This window comes from Pseudoalteromonas sp. R3, from assembly GCF_004014715.1.
Classification (GTDB): Bacteria; Pseudomonadota; Gammaproteobacteria; order Enterobacterales; family Alteromonadaceae; genus Pseudoalteromonas.
This window is the reverse complement of the sequence record NZ_CP034834.1, coordinates 1,219,063-1,237,045: the sequence shown is the minus strand read 5'-3', so window position 1 is coordinate 1,237,045 and position 17,983 is coordinate 1,219,063. Positions and strand designations below refer to the sequence as shown.

General features: G+C 47.2%; 13 protein-coding genes. 6 read left to right on the top strand and 7 right to left on the bottom strand.

Annotated features, from left to right (window positions below; all coding sequences use genetic code 11):
• The first annotated feature begins 57 nt into the window (after positions 1 to 57).
• Positions 58 to 1,020 carry an endonuclease/exonuclease/phosphatase family protein gene (locus tag ELR70_RS04495; RefSeq protein ID WP_054013469.1) on the top strand — a complete coding sequence of 321 codons (963 nt, stop codon included), beginning with the start codon at positions 58 to 60 and terminating at the stop codon, positions 1,018 to 1,020.
• A 281-nt stretch (positions 1,021 to 1,301) separates the two neighbouring features.
• Complete coding sequence (locus ELR70_RS04490; RefSeq protein WP_054013470.1) at positions 1,302 to 2,477, top strand: right-handed parallel beta-helix repeat-containing protein; 1,176 nt, start codon at positions 1,302 to 1,304, stop codon at positions 2,475 to 2,477.
• A 56-nt stretch (positions 2,478 to 2,533) separates the two neighbouring features.
• Here the strand turns inward: ELR70_RS04490 and ELR70_RS04485 are convergent, their stop codons facing one another.
• From ELR70_RS04485 to ELR70_RS04470, 4 genes are all read right to left on the bottom strand, one after another.
• Positions 2,534 to 3,850 carry a peptidoglycan DD-metalloendopeptidase family protein gene (locus ELR70_RS04485; protein WP_054013471.1) on the bottom strand — a complete coding sequence of 439 codons (1,317 nt, stop codon included), beginning with the start codon at positions 3,848 to 3,850 and terminating at the stop codon, positions 2,534 to 2,536.
• Positions 3,851 to 3,853: 3 nt separating this feature from the next.
• Positions 3,854 to 5,236 carry a M23/M56 family metallopeptidase gene (locus ELR70_RS04480; protein ID WP_054013472.1) on the bottom strand — a complete coding sequence of 461 codons (1,383 nt, stop codon included), beginning with the start codon at positions 5,234 to 5,236 and terminating at the stop codon, positions 3,854 to 3,856.
• Between the two features lies 1 nt (position 5,237).
• Entirely contained in the window at positions 5,238 to 5,618 is a 381-nt protein-coding gene (locus tag ELR70_RS04475; RefSeq protein WP_054013473.1) for a crosslink repair DNA glycosylase YcaQ family protein, read from the bottom strand.
• Positions 5,619 to 5,721: 103 nt separating this feature from the next.
• Complete coding sequence (locus tag ELR70_RS04470) at positions 5,722 to 6,816, bottom strand: AraC family transcriptional regulator (protein ID WP_054013474.1); 1,095 nt, start codon at positions 6,814 to 6,816, stop codon at positions 5,722 to 5,724.
• 212 nt (positions 6,817 to 7,028) lie between these two features.
• Here ELR70_RS04470 and ELR70_RS04465 point away from each other — a divergent pair, with 212 nt between their 5' ends.
• The 3 genes from ELR70_RS04465 (at position 7,029) to ELR70_RS04455 (ending at position 14,055) form a co-directional block, all read left to right on the top strand.
• On the top strand, positions 7,029 to 7,874 hold the full coding sequence (locus ELR70_RS04465) for a DUF2306 domain-containing protein (protein WP_054013475.1): 846 nt from the start codon (positions 7,029 to 7,031) through the stop codon (positions 7,872 to 7,874).
• Positions 7,875 to 8,057: 183 nt separating this feature from the next.
• Positions 8,058 to 9,689, top strand: a complete 1,632-nt coding sequence (locus ELR70_RS04460) for a Na/Pi symporter (protein WP_235577039.1) — start codon at positions 8,058 to 8,060, stop codon at positions 9,687 to 9,689.
• A gap of 427 nt (positions 9,690 to 10,116) precedes the next feature.
• Entirely contained in the window at positions 10,117 to 14,055 is a 3,939-nt protein-coding gene (locus ELR70_RS04455; protein ID WP_054013476.1) for a non-ribosomal peptide synthetase, read from the top strand.
• Between the two features lie 58 nt (positions 14,056 to 14,113).
• Here ELR70_RS04455 and ELR70_RS24755 read toward each other — a convergent pair whose 3' ends face one another.
• Positions 14,114 to 14,260: a hypothetical protein gene (locus ELR70_RS24755; RefSeq protein WP_160317347.1), complete on the bottom strand. Its 147-nt coding sequence runs from the start codon at positions 14,258 to 14,260 to the stop codon at positions 14,114 to 14,116.
• Positions 14,261 to 14,368: 108 nt separating this feature from the next.
• Entirely contained in the window at positions 14,369 to 16,777 is a 2,409-nt protein-coding gene (locus ELR70_RS04450) for a serine protease (RefSeq protein ID WP_128064483.1), read from the bottom strand.
• Between the two features lie 172 nt (positions 16,778 to 16,949).
• Between ELR70_RS04450 and ELR70_RS04445 the strand changes: the two genes are divergently transcribed.
• Positions 16,950 to 17,132, top strand: coding sequence for a hypothetical protein (locus ELR70_RS04445; RefSeq protein ID WP_128064482.1), 183 nt, complete (start codon positions 16,950 to 16,952; stop codon positions 17,130 to 17,132).
• A gap of 90 nt (positions 17,133 to 17,222) precedes the next feature.
• Here the strand turns inward: ELR70_RS04445 and ELR70_RS04440 are convergent, their stop codons facing one another.
• Positions 17,223 to 17,852, bottom strand: a complete 630-nt coding sequence (locus ELR70_RS04440) for an OmpA family protein (protein ID WP_082353059.1) — start codon at positions 17,850 to 17,852, stop codon at positions 17,223 to 17,225.
• Positions 17,853 to 17,983: the final 131 nt, after the last annotated feature.

The following is a 17,983-nucleotide window of genomic DNA, read 5'->3' as shown; positions in this document are numbered from 1 at the left end:
ATTTACCCAATATTGGTCTAACTTTATGAATCTATTCATCATCGCTTAAGGTAAATCATGGAACTGACCACCCTTTCAAAAGGTATCGCAAAAAAGCTCAAACTGCTTGTAGAACGTATTGAGCAGAGCGATATTCCACCATCAATGTTGGACGAAACCCTTAACATCGCAACCTGGAATATTCGTGATTTTGGAAAGCGACCACGCAGTGAACTGGCGATTTCACTTATTGCGCGTACTTTGTATCAATTTGATTTAATTGCAATCACAGAGCTCAGAGACGACTTAACAGATTTTAAACGGGTGATGCGTTTGCTAGGACCCGACTGGCAATTTGTGATCAGTGACTGGCAAAGTGACTTTGGTGGCAACTGGGAGCGCACCGCCTTTGTCTTTGACAAACGCATGGTGCAATTTACCGGCCTGGCGGCTGAGGCGCAGCCCGACAGGCAGAAAATAGAGGGCCAATATATCAGCGAGCAATCCTGGTGGCGTGCGCCTTATATGGCTTCTTTCAAAGCGGGCAATTTTGATTTTATGATGCTGGCTATGCATGCGCGTTGGGGTACACGCCCCGGCCGGGAGCAAGAGCTGGCAAGCTTTGCTGAGTGGATCAAAAGTCGCTGGGTCGATAACGCCGACAGCGTATTCGATGAAGATCTCATTGTGGTCGGCGATTTCAACATTCCCCGCATTGGCGACCGCTTCTATCAGGCACTTACTCAGTCAAGCGGACTACAGATGCCGCTGGCTCTGGCCGATATCCATGACACCGCCGCAAGCGCAGGAAATAAACGCTATGATCAGATTTTACATCGTGCCAGATTGGCCTTTAGCTATGCCGACAAAGGTGGTGTGATTGACTTTGCCGCCGACGGTCTGATGGCTGCGTTATTTGATGATAGTGGCATTCCCGAGAGTAAGTGGACCTATGAACTGAGCGATCACTTTCCACTTTGGGTACAGATAAATACCAATAATGAATTAGCAATATTGGATCATCTAATCCAAAATGAGTAACAAAACATTATCTGAATAATAGACAAGCATTTCATTTAATAGCACAATGCATTTTAACGAATGATACCCGTCTGCTTAATAGCGTTGTCAGCATTGGGCTGTAGAATACTGTCGATGACACAGTAAATTGTACCAGTACCTGTTTAAAAATAAGGTGTCGAACGGTGTATTTCGCGCTTTTGGCAGATCCCCCCCAGACAGGCAGGATATTAACGCATTTTATGATGGTATCTTCGTTAATCAATTATAAGTGTAACCATGACTTCAATAAGGAAGAAGCAATGAATAACACGAAAATCTTCAAGTTAACTCTGATCTCGGGCGCACTGGCGCTGTGCAACATTCCTCAGGCACTTGCTGGCGCACAATGTGATGTCGTCATTTCTTCCAGCCATCATTTGGTGGATGGTGACACACTCGGTATTGTTGCCGGAGATACGATTTGTTTAGCTGCCGGTGAACGCGGCCCATTGCGCATTCGTAATGTGCATGGGGAAGCGGGCAAGCCCGTGGTGATCCGCAATGAAGACGGTACAGTCACAACGCGTCCATACGAGTATAGTATCGCCGTTGAGAAATCATCTCAGCTACGCATTACTGGTAGCCGCGGTGAAACAGGCTACGGCATGCGCCTTGGTGGTACAGTCGGGATTGGTGGGCTGAGCGAGTATATTGAGATAGATAACATTGAAATTTATCGCGCGCGGTTTGCCGGGTTGTTGATTAAAACCGATCCAACCTGTGACCCGGCTACCTGGCAGGAGAATTTCACCATGCGTGGACTGCGCGTTCACCATAACTATATCCATGACACTGAAACAGGCGAAGGTATGTACATCGGCTATACAGGGAAGAGCCGCAAGCTGGAGTGTGATGGTGTTGTAACCACTGTCTATCCACATAAGCTGACTGATGTAGATATTTACAACAATACTCTGGAAAACATTGGTGCCGATGGCATTCAGCTCAACTCGGTGGCAGGTGATGCGACAATCCGCAATAACAAGATTTACCGCACCGGCGTCAGCCCGTTTGACCCTAAATATCAGAATACCGGCATTCAGGTTGGCGGTGACCATGTCGTAGTGACAGGTAACCTGATCTATCGCAGCGGTGGTAACGGTATGATGCTAGATGGTGATGGGCTGACAATCCATGACAACCGCATTCTGTATGCCGGAGAAAATGGTATTTTTGCTCGTAACCCAGCTCAGCAAGACAGCACTATAACCGGTGGTGATGCACACGTATACAGTGAAAACCTGATAGTCCACCCTGGCAGTTATGGCATCAAATTGTATGCAACGAACACGCAAACCCCGAACCAGATCAAAGAAAACACCGTCGAGAACCACGGTCAGGTCGATGCAGCCAACCGCCCGATGACTTACTCTTATCTGAACAATAACGTGCTCAGACAAGAGCTGAACAATCGCCATTACGTGGTTGAGCAATAATCTATCAGTTCCAAAAAGTAGAGCATGTTCTATGCTCTACTCTACTCTTCTGAAAGTTACAAATTATCCGTGACAGAAATATTGGTAACGTATTGACCAAGCTCCGGGTTTTTATGAACCTTTGCAATTGCTTTTTGCAATTGGGTCAGGTCATCACCTTTCAGGCGCTGCTGCTCAACATGTCTGAGCGATAACGGATTAATCGGTTTACCATTTTTGTGCACCTCATAATGCAGGTGGCGAGCTTGCGACAATCCGGTGTTACCCAGATACCCAATCACCTCTCCCTGTTTGACGCGAGTACCCGGCTTTATGTCTTTTGCGACGCCCTTGAGATGTGCGTATAGGGTGTCATAGCCATTGGTATGACGGATCACCACTCGATTACCAAAACTGCCTCCCCATCCCGCTTTTTTTATGGTGCCATTACCCGCGGCAAAAATAGGAGTGCCAACAGGAGCGCCAAAATCCAGACCCGCGTGCAAACGGGTATAGCCAAGAATAGGGTGCTTGCGACTGCCAAACTTAGATGATAAACGTGCCCCGTTTAATGGTGTTTTGAGTAAAAAACTCTGCGCAGGCCGACCGTCAGCAAAGTAGAAACCGCTCAGTTCATTGCCCCCGTCATGATGATATACCGTCAGATCTTCACCCTGATTCTGCAACCTGGCAAAGCGTAACTGACCAGGTTGCTCCAGCTTTTGGTGTAGTCCATCTTTGACAACCAGCACAGCCTTGTCATACATTAGCGTAAGTACATCACCATGATGTATTTCACGCTGAAAGTCGACAAAGTGGGAAAATACAGTAATCGCCTGATTCACGACATCTAACGGCACATCATCATTTACAGATGATTCATATAAGCTCTGAGTAATAGCGACATCATGAACAGCCTGAGCTGAATGGGTATCAAGCTCATAGAGGCGCTTTTGCCACTCTCCCTCCATAGAAACACTCAGACGCTGCGCAAATCCGGTTGCCAATGTAACAGAACTCAGCTGCTCCGCCGTCAGTCCGATTTGAACCTTTTGTCCAGCCTGTAGCTGGCTCAGATTTATCTCTGGCGCCATCAATTGCTGCAACTTAAACGCCTGATGCTCATTTAGTCCAAAAGGTTTCAGCAAAGCAATAAATGACTGACCGGCCGTAAGCGTCAGGATCTTGTGTTCAACCTTTGGTGCACTTTCATGTTCAGCGGGTTGTAAAGACACAGTTCGCTCAGAGGTGAGATGCTGTGTTCCAGGTTTGGCGTGTGCAATAACCGACGTACATGCTGGCTCTACTTTTTCGCTCGCCTGTTCAGGTAACTCAGACACAAGTGTGCTTAGCACCATACCCGCAGGTATGGCGATCATCAGATGGTATTTCATAATTTAATCCTTTGAAAATATGCTCAGCGGGTCAAGGCGCTCTCCGTCAGCCAGAATTTCCAGGTGCAGATGCGCCCCTGTAACACGGCCACTGTCTCCCAGGGTACCGACAACCTCTCCGGCTGAGACCCACTCACCTGGTTGCACAGCAATGCTGTCCAGATGAGCGTATAAACTCTGATAGCCATTGCTATGCTGGATCAGTACAGTTTTGCCATAGTTTGCCGCCAGACTGGTATCATCCGCGACCAGCACCTTGCCGGTGGCCAGAGCACCCAGTGGGGTGCCTTTTGCGGCAACCAGATCAAGTCCGCCGTGAGGTTTATGATTGCGAAAAGCCGACACGTGACCGAAGTGAGCACTGATTTCATAATCACTCATCGGCCACTGCCAGTTCGGGGTCTGAGGACTTAACAAAGGCTTTACCTGGTAAGAAATAAACACGCTGAACAGACCGATCAGTAGTACATTCACAATGACAAATCGGTGCCGTGCTTTAACCGGCTTCATTATCTGTATCAGTCTGCTTTTATAGTCAGCCAGCGACAGCGCCTCTGAAGCAAACCCCGCTACAGCATTGGGCGTTTTGTGGGATGTGCTGTGTTTCAGCGCTTCCAACAAGGTCGCCGCATATTGCTGGCGGTTAATACCATAGTACTCAATGGTTTGCGCATCGCAGCGCGCTTCCATAGCATTGATAAACGCCGCTTCCATTTTGCCAATCGCCGGGTTGAACCAAAACAAACATCTCACGACCTGCCAAACCATAATGGCAATGTGATCTTTGTGGGCGAGGTGCGTGACTTCATGCAACAGCAAGGTCTGCTGTTTGGGCTGAGGTAAAGTAGTGAAATACTGAGGCATGACAATCACGGGCTTACGCACACCCGCAGCAAATGCCGTGCAATTGAGCGGTAAAACAAAAACGGGGATCTGCCGACCTTTCACACGAGGTAGAGGCACGAGTGAGTCACAAAGGCTTGCCTGCAGAGGCTCGGCACTTGCCATCAAAGCGCGCAGGCTGGCAAACTTGTTGAGTAAGCGCGCCAAATAGCGAATACTTTGCATAGCAAGCAGCGATGTCAGCGCAATGAACACCCACAGCCAGTCCCATTCATACTTGGTGTCCAGCAATAATTCCGTGCTTAAATGAAGCTTTCCCGCCGGTTCAACAAAGTCATAAAGTACTACTGGGATCGAGCCGTTTAGCGCCATGTCTGGCAACGGAATAAAGGGCACAAAACTCAGTGCCAGAACAGCCCACCACAAAGCGGGAGACGCCGGATGATAACGACTCAGCATGCGACCAACCTTTACCAGGGCAGCACTGACAATACACCACAGTAGCAGTGATCCTAAGACTGCAAACAACGTTGCCAAAGTCATACTACTGTCCTCGTTTATCCTGTTCAGACAGAGATTGCAGCAGATGCTCCAGTTCGTCTAGCTCCTGTGACTCAATCAGGCGACTGTCGGCAAACATGGCAACCGGCAACGGTCCATCCAGTTCCAATACATTTTTGGCAAACTCCTGCGCATAAGCTGCCAGCGTGGGCACTTTCTCTACCCTGGCTGTGTAGGATTTTTTATTGCCTTGCTCTCCGACGGCCAGCAGGCCTTTATCACCCATGCGCTCCAGGGTTTTGCGTGTTGAGGAATAGGACCAATTAAATCGCTCAGCTATCGCATCGTGAATTTCTTTGGCGGTGCGAGGCTCCTGTTGCCATAGCAGTTTGAGGATTTCTAATTCAGTAGTATTGGGTTTCATATTGTGCTGTTTTTCTTTTTGTGTGACATGTGTCGCACTTTAACAACAAAAAAAGTGCGACACAAGTCGCACCTAGAACAAAATTATTTATACAAACATTTATTTACTGGATAACCGCTGCATGTTCATTTTCCTGCATCTGCTTACGGTATTGATTTGGAGTCGTCCCCGTCACGGATTTAAAGGCCCGGGTAAAAGGCCCAACCGAAGCAAATCCACTTTCCAGCCCGATCACCAGTACTGGCCAGTGCTGATTTTCAGGGTCTCGTAACAGTTTTTGCGCATGCTCTATTCGCAGGCGGTTAATAAACTGGTTAAAATTGGCTTCTTTTAGTTGTGGTTTAAGCGCACGACTTACTCTGTATTCTGGCACATCAAGCGCCCTGGCCAAGTCAGCAACTTTCAGATTGGGTTGAAGGTAGTACTGTTCCTCATGAATAAGCCTGCTAAGCGTATCAAGCAGCTGGTCACCATCGCTGTTACAATTGACTGGTTCCGTATTAGATATAGCGCGAGACTCCGGCGCTGAGCCAGATTTACCGCGTTTGCCGGATAAACCAAAGTGCCACAACAACTGAGCTTGCGTGCTCACGAGCACAAACAGGGTAATGATTGAGACAGTCCAGTCTTTTAATTCGGGTGACTGAGTAACATAGGGCTGCATCGATTTGCTGATCCCCACGGCCAGGCCAAAGGTGGCCAAAAATAACACACGCTGTGCCTTTTCAGTTCTGGTGCAATCATTGAAGCCCCTGCACCCCTCCCAAAAAGTCAGTACCAGTACGCAAGATGAGAGTAACGTTGTGAGCTCAGACAATACACCTGTCAGCACAGTGAAACTGTTATCAACAGACAACCATTGCGCATTGGCAAACAAATAGCCCTGTTTAATCACCACCAGTAGCGCTATCACGATAGCCAAAGCAATATGGACCAGTGCAATCGGCTGATGTTTACGAAACATACTTCGGGCCAATAACCAGTAACAATTACATGTTGCGCATGCCCCCATACCGATCAGGTATTGATAAGCGCCGACCGAATGGCCAGTAATTTTCCTGGCGGCAATCATCGCCAGCGAACCACAAAATACAGCGAACAATATATGGGCCGTCTGTTTTTGTTTAACCCGCAGTTGCATCAGCAAGCAAGCCAGGCAGATTGCAAGTGCCAGATAATGAAAAGATACCAGGGTCATAAGTCAAGTACTCAATGTAATGCGCTATGGTGATCATAATGACTTCACTAACTTGCTTCAATGTACGGTTGTAAGAAAACATTACAAAGCGCACATTTAAACTTCGGCAAAAAAGCCAAAACCATGTGCCGACTTTCAAATACGGTGCGACGATTTACGAATAACATGCCACATTAGCACTTAAATCAAACAGTTAAATTGTGGTGACTACAATGCTAACCTTATTAAAAGAACACTTCTCGCCGTCCATTTCGGCAGATAACACCCTTCAGGGCGCACTCAAAACCTGGATTGTGATTGCGCTTGTGGGCCAGTGGGCCTTTGCCATTTATATTCTCAGCCTTTATGCGCTTCCTTTGCTCATAGGGGCTGCAGAACAAGCCGACAAAGTATCTCCAACTCAGGGATTTGACAGTACAGGTAGCTTTAACTCTTTCATGTTTTTTGGCCACATCATTCCTGCGGCATTTATGGCTATCAGTGGTATTTTTCAGCTTTCCCCCGGCGTGCGTAAAAAATACCCGCGTTTTCATCGCTATAATGGCAGAATGTTTTTGTTCTTCGGTTTGTGTGGTGCACTGACTGGTTTGTATCTTTCCTGGGGTGTGGGTATCCGCCTCAGTGATATAGGTGCTATGGGCGTCACACTCAATGGCCTGTTGATCCCTGTATTTATCCTGCTCGCCTGGCGCAGCGCAGTAAACAAACAATTTGCAGCGCACCAGCGCTGGGCTGTCCACAGCTTTATTCTGGTTAACGGCGTATGGGCGTTTCGCCTGTTTCTGATGGGCTGGTATGTTATCAATCAGGGTCCCAACGGTAACACCCGTAGCCTGGATGGCCCGGCAGATATCACTTTATCGTTTCTGTGTTACCTGTTACCCATGTTTATTGCGGAGCTTTATTTCTGGGCCAAGAAACGCCGTACAGACACAGCCAAATGGCTTGCCACGGCTGCCATCAGCTTCGCCGCTGTCATTACACTCATTGGTGTGGGCGCCGCAACCATGATGATGTGGAGCCCCCGAGTCATGATGATTTTCAATAGTCTGTTCTGACAACCAGCTTAAACCGGGTAACTTGACTTTACCCGGTTCTGCTTATATCCCTAAATATATGTAACTGTTTAAAAAATTGACCTCCGACAATGACCATTTTATCAATCGTGGTACTTTTGATGGAGGTAAAATTAGGTGGCCAGCGCGTGCCTTACGCAACATGCCACCGCCATGGGATTGAGTATGATGGATACACTGCAACTGATAGGTAGCCTTCTCGGAGGCCTGGGAATTTTCCTCGTCGCCATAAGCATGATGACTGACGGTCTGAAACTTGCCGCAGGATCATCGCTGCGCAAAGTGCTGGCCACCTGGACCAAAACACCACAGCGCGGCATTGCATCTGGCTTTTGTATGACCGCACTGGTGCAATCGTCCAGCGCGGTGACTGTTGCCTCACTGGGCTTTGTTAACGCTGGCCTAATCACTATGCACCAGGCGCTGGGCATTGTTTATGGCGCTAATGTTGGCACAACCATCACAGGCTGGCTGGTTGCCGCTGTCGGATTTAAATTTAACATTCAAGCCATTGCCCTGCCGTTGATTGGTATAGGTGCACTGATGAAACTATTGCGCCCGCAATCCAGGCTCGCCTCAGCCGGCCTGGCGCTGGTTGGCTTTGGCTTATTTTTTATTGGTATCGATATTCTTAAAGGTGCCTTTGAACATGTAGTTGCTACTTTTGATCTGAGCCAGTTCACTGCCGAAGGACTGACCGGAATGCTGACATTTTTACTGGTTGGCATTGTAATGACCACATTGACTCAATCATCCAGCGCGTCCATCGCCCTGACGATTACGGCAGCAGCCAGTGGCATGATTGGCCTGTACGCGGCCGGCGCTATGGTGATAGGTGCAAACATTGGCACTACCTCTACCTCAATGCTCGCTGCCATTGGCGCCACATCCAACGCTAAGCGCGTCGCCGCGGCACAGGTCATATTTAACGCGCTCACCGCTTTGGTAGCCTTTGCCATTTTACCTGTGCTGTTTTATCTGATCACTGAGATCACTGGCTTTTTCAACCTGACCGCCGATCCGGCGCTGTCACTGGCGCTGTTCCATACTCTGTTTAACGTGCTGGGCGTGATGCTGATCTTTGGACTCAATAACCGCCTGGCAGGCTTTTTAATGAAACGCTTTTGCAGCGCAGAAGAAACCGCCTCCCGGCCACGATTTTTGGATAAAACCATTGCACAAACACCCGCCCTGGCAACCAACGCATTACTGCTCGAAACTAAATTGGTGGCCGACAAACTATTGGCGCAGTACGATAAGTCCCTACAACCTCTGGATAGTTTAGCCATTGAACAAGAAATCCAAACCATTCAGCAGCTCTGTCAGCATATTGGCAACTTTATTGTCACCGTGGAGCAGTCGGCCCTGTCAGAGGAAACTACCGATCTGCTGGCAAAGCTGATGCGCGTTGAGCACTATCTGTTTACCTGCTGCCATTGCGTTGAAAAACTGGCTCACCTGCAGCCACAAAAGCACCTGTCAGAGCATCCTGAATTACACGCCCAGCTTCAGGAATATCAGTCTCAGCTAGGGCATTTCATGAAAACCAGTCTGACAGCTGAGTCGATGAGCGAAAGTACGTTAGACGCCGAGCTTGGACAACTGCAACAACTGCATGACGACGTTAAGGATGATCTGATCCTTGCCGGTACCAATGCGACCCTGCCAATCGATAATATGGTGGTCAATATTAATGGCCTGTCTGATATGTGGCAGCTGACACAGCAATGGCAAAAAGCCATGTTACTAATGCACATGATTGATGCACAACTGAGCCCAGACACTCGTTCTGGTTGAAATGGCTTTTAAGAAAAAGCCGGATAAATCCGGCTTTTTATCAAGGTGACGTGATAGCGCCTGATTAAAGTCGCCGATATCTTAACAACTTTTGTGTCGAAGTATCACACTGTTCATTTTGCGCATAATGGCATACCAGCAGCCCTTCCTCACTGGCTGAAACCAGTTCAACATATAAACAAGTCATTAAGCGCAAGTGCGTATCACTTACAGAAGGAAACTTTACGTATTTGAACCGCTCAGTCGCCTTTAGTAAACGCAAGAACAGATACAACCTCATAGCTGTATAATATTATTCATTTGCAAATGTAGTAATTTCAGGGCCAAATAGCTCAATCAACATCACTTTAACATCCTGTCTGTACCCTATAAATACACTGACGGCGCTAGCCTCCGTCTTTAACACTGAACAAAATGGAGTTATACAGTGGACAGCCATACAAACCTGTTACCCTTGCACCCTTCTCAGGAAAACATTTACCTCGATCAACTGCTTTATCCGGATGAACCATCCTATAATGTAGCGTGTTATCAGAAACTTACATATAGCGTAGACTTTTCCACGATGCAACTATGTTGGCAACTGCTACACCAGTACCTTGATGCACTTAGAATAGAAATCATTGAACAACCGAGCGGTCTGCCTAAACAGCGCATAGCAGATGATAAACAGGTCACACTGGCCTTTGAAGATTTTTCTCACCTGGGATCCCCTGAGCAGCAAGCGCTTGATTGGATCCGCCAACGTAACGCACAACCCATGTCGTTAATGAATAACCATACCTCTGAAGCTTGCCTGCTCAAGCTGGGTGAGCACAACTACTTTTTGTTCGTACAATTTCATCACTTCATCATAGACGGCATGGGTGGCTATCGGCTGGTAGAATATTGGCACAAACTTTATCATTGCCTGACACAAAACCTCAGCACAGATTGGTTACATGACATTCCTCAATATCATAGTAGTGTTCTGAATGCTCATAGGTATCTCAACAGTCGAAGGTACACTAAGGATCAGGACTACTGGAAAAAGCAATTTTCAGGAAGGGCTGTTATGCGCTTACCAGTCTATTATCAACAATCAGGTAACGGTGAAATTAATCTGCCATTAGGTCCCGGTTTAAACCAGCAAATACAGAAGCTAGCTCAAAGCCATAACCTGAGCCCATTGGCTGTAATGAGCGCAGCACTCTCTATACTACTGACACAAATGACTGAGAACGAAAACGTTGACCTCGGTATTGCTGTACATGGACGTAGCACAAGAAGCGAAAAACAAGTTGTTGGCATGTATGCCCAAACAACCTGTATCACGTGTGAGACAAACAGCGAATATTCATTTATGGCACTCGCTGAACAGGCTTCGCAGACACTGGCAAGTGCATTTCGACATCACAAATACCCGTCGAGCCATCTAGCGCGGTTGCTAGAGCTCACGACTGAACGACTGGCCGACGTCATCATTGGCTACGAGCACTATGACCATGAAAACCTGGAACAGAATACCAAAGCCCAGTCCTTTTTATTAAGCAATCAACAACAAGCCCAGCCGCTTGCGGTACGCCTGCTAGACTTCGACTTTAATGATAACTTGATCCTTAAAGTGATTTATTCCAGAGCGTACATGTCAGAAAAAGAAGCGGAACAGTTTTCTGAGCGTTTGCTTGCCTTGATGGAATTTGGCACACAGGCCCCTTACCTGAGTGCCGCTCAGCTGCTCGAAAAATTAACTGATGACCAGGAGCTGCCGGCGGAAATACAAACCTTGTGTCCAGCCCGGAATAACAATCAATACACGCTACATGACTTGTTTGAGCAACAGGCCCTGCACACCCCAGACAAAATTGCGGTGGTTTATCAGCAGGACAGCCTGAGCTACCGGGCACTTAATGAAAAAGCCAATCGTCTGGCACGCGCGATAAGACAAGAAGTGAGCTTATATACGCAATCGCCCCCTCAGCCTGGTTTCCTGGTTGCCTTGTATTACGAGCCATGTATTGAAATGATCATCGCTAAACTCGCTGTATTGAAGGCCGGCGGCGCCTATGTCCCTATTTCACCAAAGAATCCTCACACACGCTCAATTCATATCATAAAGGATACAAAATCAAAGTTAGTACTTACGCACAACCTGTTGTACGAGGAACTCACACACACTATCCAGACGCTCCCTTCGCCACCGTTAATACTCACTACGGATTGCGCGCAAGCACATTCAGCAGCTCCTCTACCAGCACACAGTAAATATAATGATCTCGCTTATGTAATATACACCTCGGGGACCAGCGGTAAGCCTAAAGGGGTTATGATTGAACATGCCAGTATCGTGTACTCAACGCAATACAGATCTGCCTTGTATGGTCAGTACAAAGCATTTTTACTCGTCTCCCAGTACGCGTTCGACAGTGCCATAGCCGGGATATTTGGAACTTTGTGTAGTGGAGGCATGCTGGTGATTTGCCCTAATCACAACCCGGCTACAGTTCAAACTATGCTGCATGAACACCATATTACACATACATTGATGACACCGTCACTTTATCAGGTCCTTATTGAAAGTATCACCGAAATTGCACCACTTTTACACATACAGGCGGTTATACTTGCCGGCGAAGCGCTCAGTAGAGACATCCACCAACAACATCAGACGCTGCTGCCTCATATTGCACTATACAATGAGTATGGACCCACTGAAAACAGCGTCTGGACCAGCGTACACAAATGCGATGAGCACTATCAAGTTTGCCCGGGTAATATCGGAAAGCCACTAGATCATTGTAGTATTTATGTGCTGGACCGTCATGGACGTCGAGTGCTCACTGGTAGCCCCGGTGAGTTACACATCAGCGGTCCCGGGCTTGCCAGAGGTTACCTGGGACAACCTGAGTTAACGACGCAACAATTTATCGAGAACCCCTTTTATAGCGGCTTGCCGGACGCCAAAGTAACACCCCGCCTTTATAAAACAGGAGACTGGGTCAGACAGTTACCCTCAGGCGAGTTAATTTATCTGCACAGAAAAGACAGCCAACTTAAAATTCGTGGCCATCGTATTGAGCTCGGCGAAATAGAACGGGGCATAAGTGATATCGAAGGAGTAAAACAAGCCGTTGTCATCACCTGGGGAAATTCGGACAATCCTCAACTGGCGGCCTATGTTGTTGTTAATCCTGGACAGACTTTTTGTTCAACAACGTTGGCGCTAAAAATGCAAGCTTCGCTCCCGGGGTACATGATCCCAAATAGTTATACACAGTTAACAAGCATACCACTGACCATCAATGGTAAAGTTGATCTGAGTGCGTTACCTGAACCAAACTGCGATACAGGTAGCTCTTACGTGGCACCAGTCAGCTCGCAAGAGCGCACACTGGCTTTACTTTGGCAGGAAATCTTGGAACAGGACCAGGTAGGACTTACCGACAACTTTTTATCTCTGGGTGGCAACTCCCTTTCGTTGATCCAACTCAGCACCCGTATCAGACAGGTTTTTCAGGTCGAGCTGAGCGTTATGAAGCTATTCAACAACAGTACATTATCCAAAATGGCAAAACTGATAAAAACGGCAACCTCAGACAACCCCGGCAAGATGAGCGATTACCTGCATCAGTTAAGTGGCGATAGCACAGCTGAAGTAGCGTTGATCTGTTTGCCCTATGCCGGTGCTGATGGCCTTATATACAGGCCGCTGATGGGGCAGCTACCACCGTCGATAGCCCTTTACACCTTGTCTTACCCCGAGGTCTCCAGTGAAGACTATCAGGACTACTTTGCACAGTGTATTCTTGACATTCAGGCACGCATATCATTGCCTGTTGTGGTGATGGGGCATTGTCTGGGCGGTGCTGTTGCCATGCTTTTAACTCAGGGCTTGATAGCAAAGAACATAGACGTTAATACGCTGATCATTAACGCTTTTACTTTATCAGAACAAGATTTACCTGCCACGGATACAGACACAAAGAGCAGGCTCCCTCTGGATCACAACACCATTAAGAGCCTGCTGCTCAGTGCAGGGCTGCAAACTAATCAACACCCGTTTACAAGTGAGCAATGGGATAGCATCATCAAGCGCTTTAGTCGCGACGCTCAGTTAGCCGAATGGTGCCGCAGGGTGTATCTCTCGCACTATCTGAATAACAGATTCACCTTGCCCGTCTTTAACATAGTAGCAAAAGATGACCCGTTGACTGATGGCTATTTGTACAACACTGCACTCTGGAAGCAATTTACCGAAGATTATCATGTCGTTGAACTAGAACAAGGCGGGCATTACTTTATCAATGAACCAGACCAAGGCTTTGTAGAAAAGTTGCAAAATATTTGCCAAATCACGTCGGAGCAGGCTGTGAGCCCAACCGTGTAGCTGACTGAAGTTGTTGAGTGACTATTGATTCGGATTACTAACGCAATAAGAACCAGGTTCAGATAGACAACAGCGTGAGAGCATGGCTCTGCCAATATAGCGCAACCCGCGCAGTATTTAGCTTAAAACAGCATAGCGCTGCCACAAAAAACACCGCCATCACATCCATGATGGCGGTGTTTGCATTCTGTGCAGAGAGCAACATACTCCCTTACAGGCTACTTCTTTATACGACGGGTGAATAACACCAAAGACATCAACATAAGCGCAAATGAGCCCACTGAACCACTGTCTTTTTCTGGCTGTTTCACTGTCACTTTGATGTTTTCCGTTGATGATGCCCAAAGGAATCAGTCACAGTAACTGCAAATTCAAGCACTTCGTTCTGATTGACTGAAGGTGCCGCAACGCTGAGTTTAGCGCTACTACTCGATACACTGACACTTTTGCCAGATAGCTGCTCCCAGCTAAAGGTTAGTGCATCCCCTTCTGGGTCGACTGAAGTCGCGTTCAGTTCAATATTCTCGCCCGATGTCACCGAAGTTGACTCTGCTGTTAATGTAATCTGAGGTGCCTGGTTTTCAACAATCGCGACGGCAACCCGGCGTCTTGATTCGCCACCCAGCTCATCTTCTACAACGAGTTCATAAATAAAAGTTTTCCCAATATCGGCTTCATCAGCCTTGAGCTTTACAATGGCGGTTTCACCAACGTTTACTGGCTGACCTCCAGTGCGTTTCAACCAGGTATAAGATAAGGCATCACCTTCAGGGTCTGTGGTAGCACTTGCATCTAAAGTAAATTCAAACCCGCCTCTTACATCGAATTTCGTTTGCGCGACCTTGAGCACCGGATGCTTGTTTTCGTCTATGGTGACAGTAATGCTTTGTTTAGAAGTTGCACCGTATTCGTCAGTGGCTGTTAGTTGATAAGTACGAATCTGCGTTTCACTTACAGCAGGCGCGATAGCTTTAAATACCTCGTCTGTACTCAATACTACCTCAGGTGCAGTCATGTCTGTCCAGGCCAGAGTATAGTTGTGCCCCTCGGGGTCCATTGTACCTGTTGCATTAAAGTCCATGCTCATCCCACTTCTCACCCTGAAGCTGGTTTGTGCCAGCTTGATAGACGGGCTCAGGTTTTCACGCATTTTGACGTTGAATGCTTTCAGTGCAACATTATCGGTCCCTGCACTCACTGAAGAATCTTTAAGGTACTCAAATACCACGCTGTTGGGTCCTGGTTTTAGATCAAATGATGCTTTTTCATACGCGACGTATTCACCAGAGTTCTTTAAGACTCGGTCACCGTTAATATAAACACTGAAAAAGTCATAGGCATTCTCCGATGACAATAGGTATTCAAAATCAATACCCAATGCTAAATCATGGTCAATTTCAGCAATCAAAATTGACCTTTGAGACGACTCAGTCAGGCTGGGGGTTTCTGCTTGATCTGAAATATCACCACTGATTAAAAGTGGTATTTTAGCGTTACCCTCAGTAACACCTTCGCCGAGCAACCAAGGTACATCACCGCCAGTGTACCACTGTATAGTGGGCTCAGAAGACATATGCGCATTAATATCAGCATCGCTTGCCGGTACTTTCACATAATTAAAGGTCCCGCTTCTCGATGCAATGTCCTGGCTGGCCAGCTCTGCGACCAGGGTAAATTGACCTTCTTTGTTACTGTCTGAAGCCACTATCGACACGCTACATTGCTGGCCTGGCTCTACCAGTTTTTCGGTACAATTTTCTGTTCCAACTAACATTCCGGCAGCGTGATCTGTGAGCTGAAAACCTGTGATTTGCACAGGATCTTGCGACTTGTTTTTTAAGCTAACCGATACAGTGGCACCCGGTTTATCCGCAATAATTGTCTCGGCAAATTCAAACCCTACGTAATGCTGGTTTAAATTTACCCAAGTGTTAAGCATGGCTACATCAGCGTATACACCAGGCTTATTTGGGGCTGCACATCCATCTCCCCAGCTGACAACTCCCACCTGAAACCATTGGTTATTTCGATTGACAATGAGAGGACCACCACTATCCCCCTGACAAGAGTCTTTGCCGCCTTCATCAAAGCCGGCACAAATCATATTCTCAGAAATATCGCCATTGTAGTGCTGGGCGTCATTACAGACCTCGTTTGAGATATAAGCCACGTCCACTTCATGCAATTGCTCTGGCGATGGGCCTCCTGAGTACAATGCTCCCCACCCCATGACTTTAAAGTTCTCACCCTCGACATAACTGTCTTTAAGTGCACGATCTGCAAGCTGGATTGGTTCTATCCCCTGAACTGGCTGCTCTAGGGTCAGTATCGCAATGTCATTGTTATATGTGTAGGTATCATGATACCGCTCATGCATTACGATATCGGTCACTTGATAAACCTCCCATTGGCTATCAACAGTGAGGTCATGACCGCCAAATTTGACCGAAAAGTCACTGATATTCCAAGCCTCAACACAGTGTGCTGCGGTCAGCACTTTATTCGGTGCGATTAAAGAGGAGCCGCAATGATGACCACCGTAAAGCTGCAGACTGCCCATAAAAGGGTAGGCAAATGGTGTTGTTTCTCCACCGCCAACGATACGCACATCATTCTTTGCACCGCGCAGTTGGTGTGGTTGCTTTTCCTTATTAGCAGCAACCCCACTGAATGTTGCTGACGCTAACGTGACTAGGAGTAATTTTTTTAATGTTGATTCCATGCAGTTTTCCTGTTTTCCTGGTTTGAAACTTCTTATTACTTAAAGTCTATCTTTCTATAAACTATCACAAAAAGTTCCTAAATCTAACACAAAAGCCCCCTGTTTTAACACAAACTATATGCGCGAACTCGTATTAGGTCAGAAAAGAACCAAAACACAAAATACGAATGCAATGACACTGACAAAAGGCGGTGGGATCGTAGATGCCTGGGTGTACGAAGACTTGGGCTCTGAAACAGGATATAACAATGGCCATCCACACAATGCGTTCTTTTTAACTTGCTATCACGAACCTTTTACTGGCGATTTCTGGATCCGCTATGGCGTGATCCGGGTAGATTACACCCTCGAGTAATGTGATGAACCTGAGCCCAGTCTAGCTGCTGGGCTTAATCCTGATGGAAGCTTGTCACGCATAGCTCAAAGCTCGCAGCCCCTTCCCGTTTTATGACGCTCGATTCGGAATGATGTTAATCTCTACTCTGCGATTTTGTGCTCTGCCCTGCTCTGTATCATTGCTGGCAATAGGTTGAGACTCCCCTGCACCTTGAGTGTATATACGGTCAGGGTGTATCTGAAGGGGCAGTAGCGACTGTTTCACACTGTTGGCACGCTGTTCAGAGAGTACCTGGTTAAACCCCGCAGCGCCTGTTGAGTCAGTATGACCAATAATGGATAGCAAGGTCTTGTCGTATTTGTGCATTACCCGAGCAATTCCTGCCAGTGTTTTTTGAAACCCGGGGTTAATAACTGACTGACCTGTAGAAAAGGTGATATTTGATGGCAACACCAGGCGTATTTGCTCGCCTTCTCTAACCACCTGTACCCCTGAGCCCTCTAGTGCATTGTTAAATGCGGCTTCCTGTTCGTCCATATAGTTTCCAATTGCCGCACCAGCAATGGCCCCCACGGCTGCACCAATAACAACACGCTTATCCTTATGATTACCAGTTGCTTTTCCTAGCACTGCGCCTGCCGTAGCACCTATCGCAGCACCTTTGCCTGTGTTGTTCATTTCACATCCCGATAATGCGATTATTGCAGCGCTGCATAGAAGTATTTTATTCATTCTCATGTTCATTCCTGACCTACCTTTATTGTGCGCATTATCGCAACAATAAGTTAACTCGTGCTGAAGCGGTGGTGAGGTATAGACCAAAACATGCTTTTCGAGACAGAGAGTAACGGTTTTGCTAGGATGTTGCC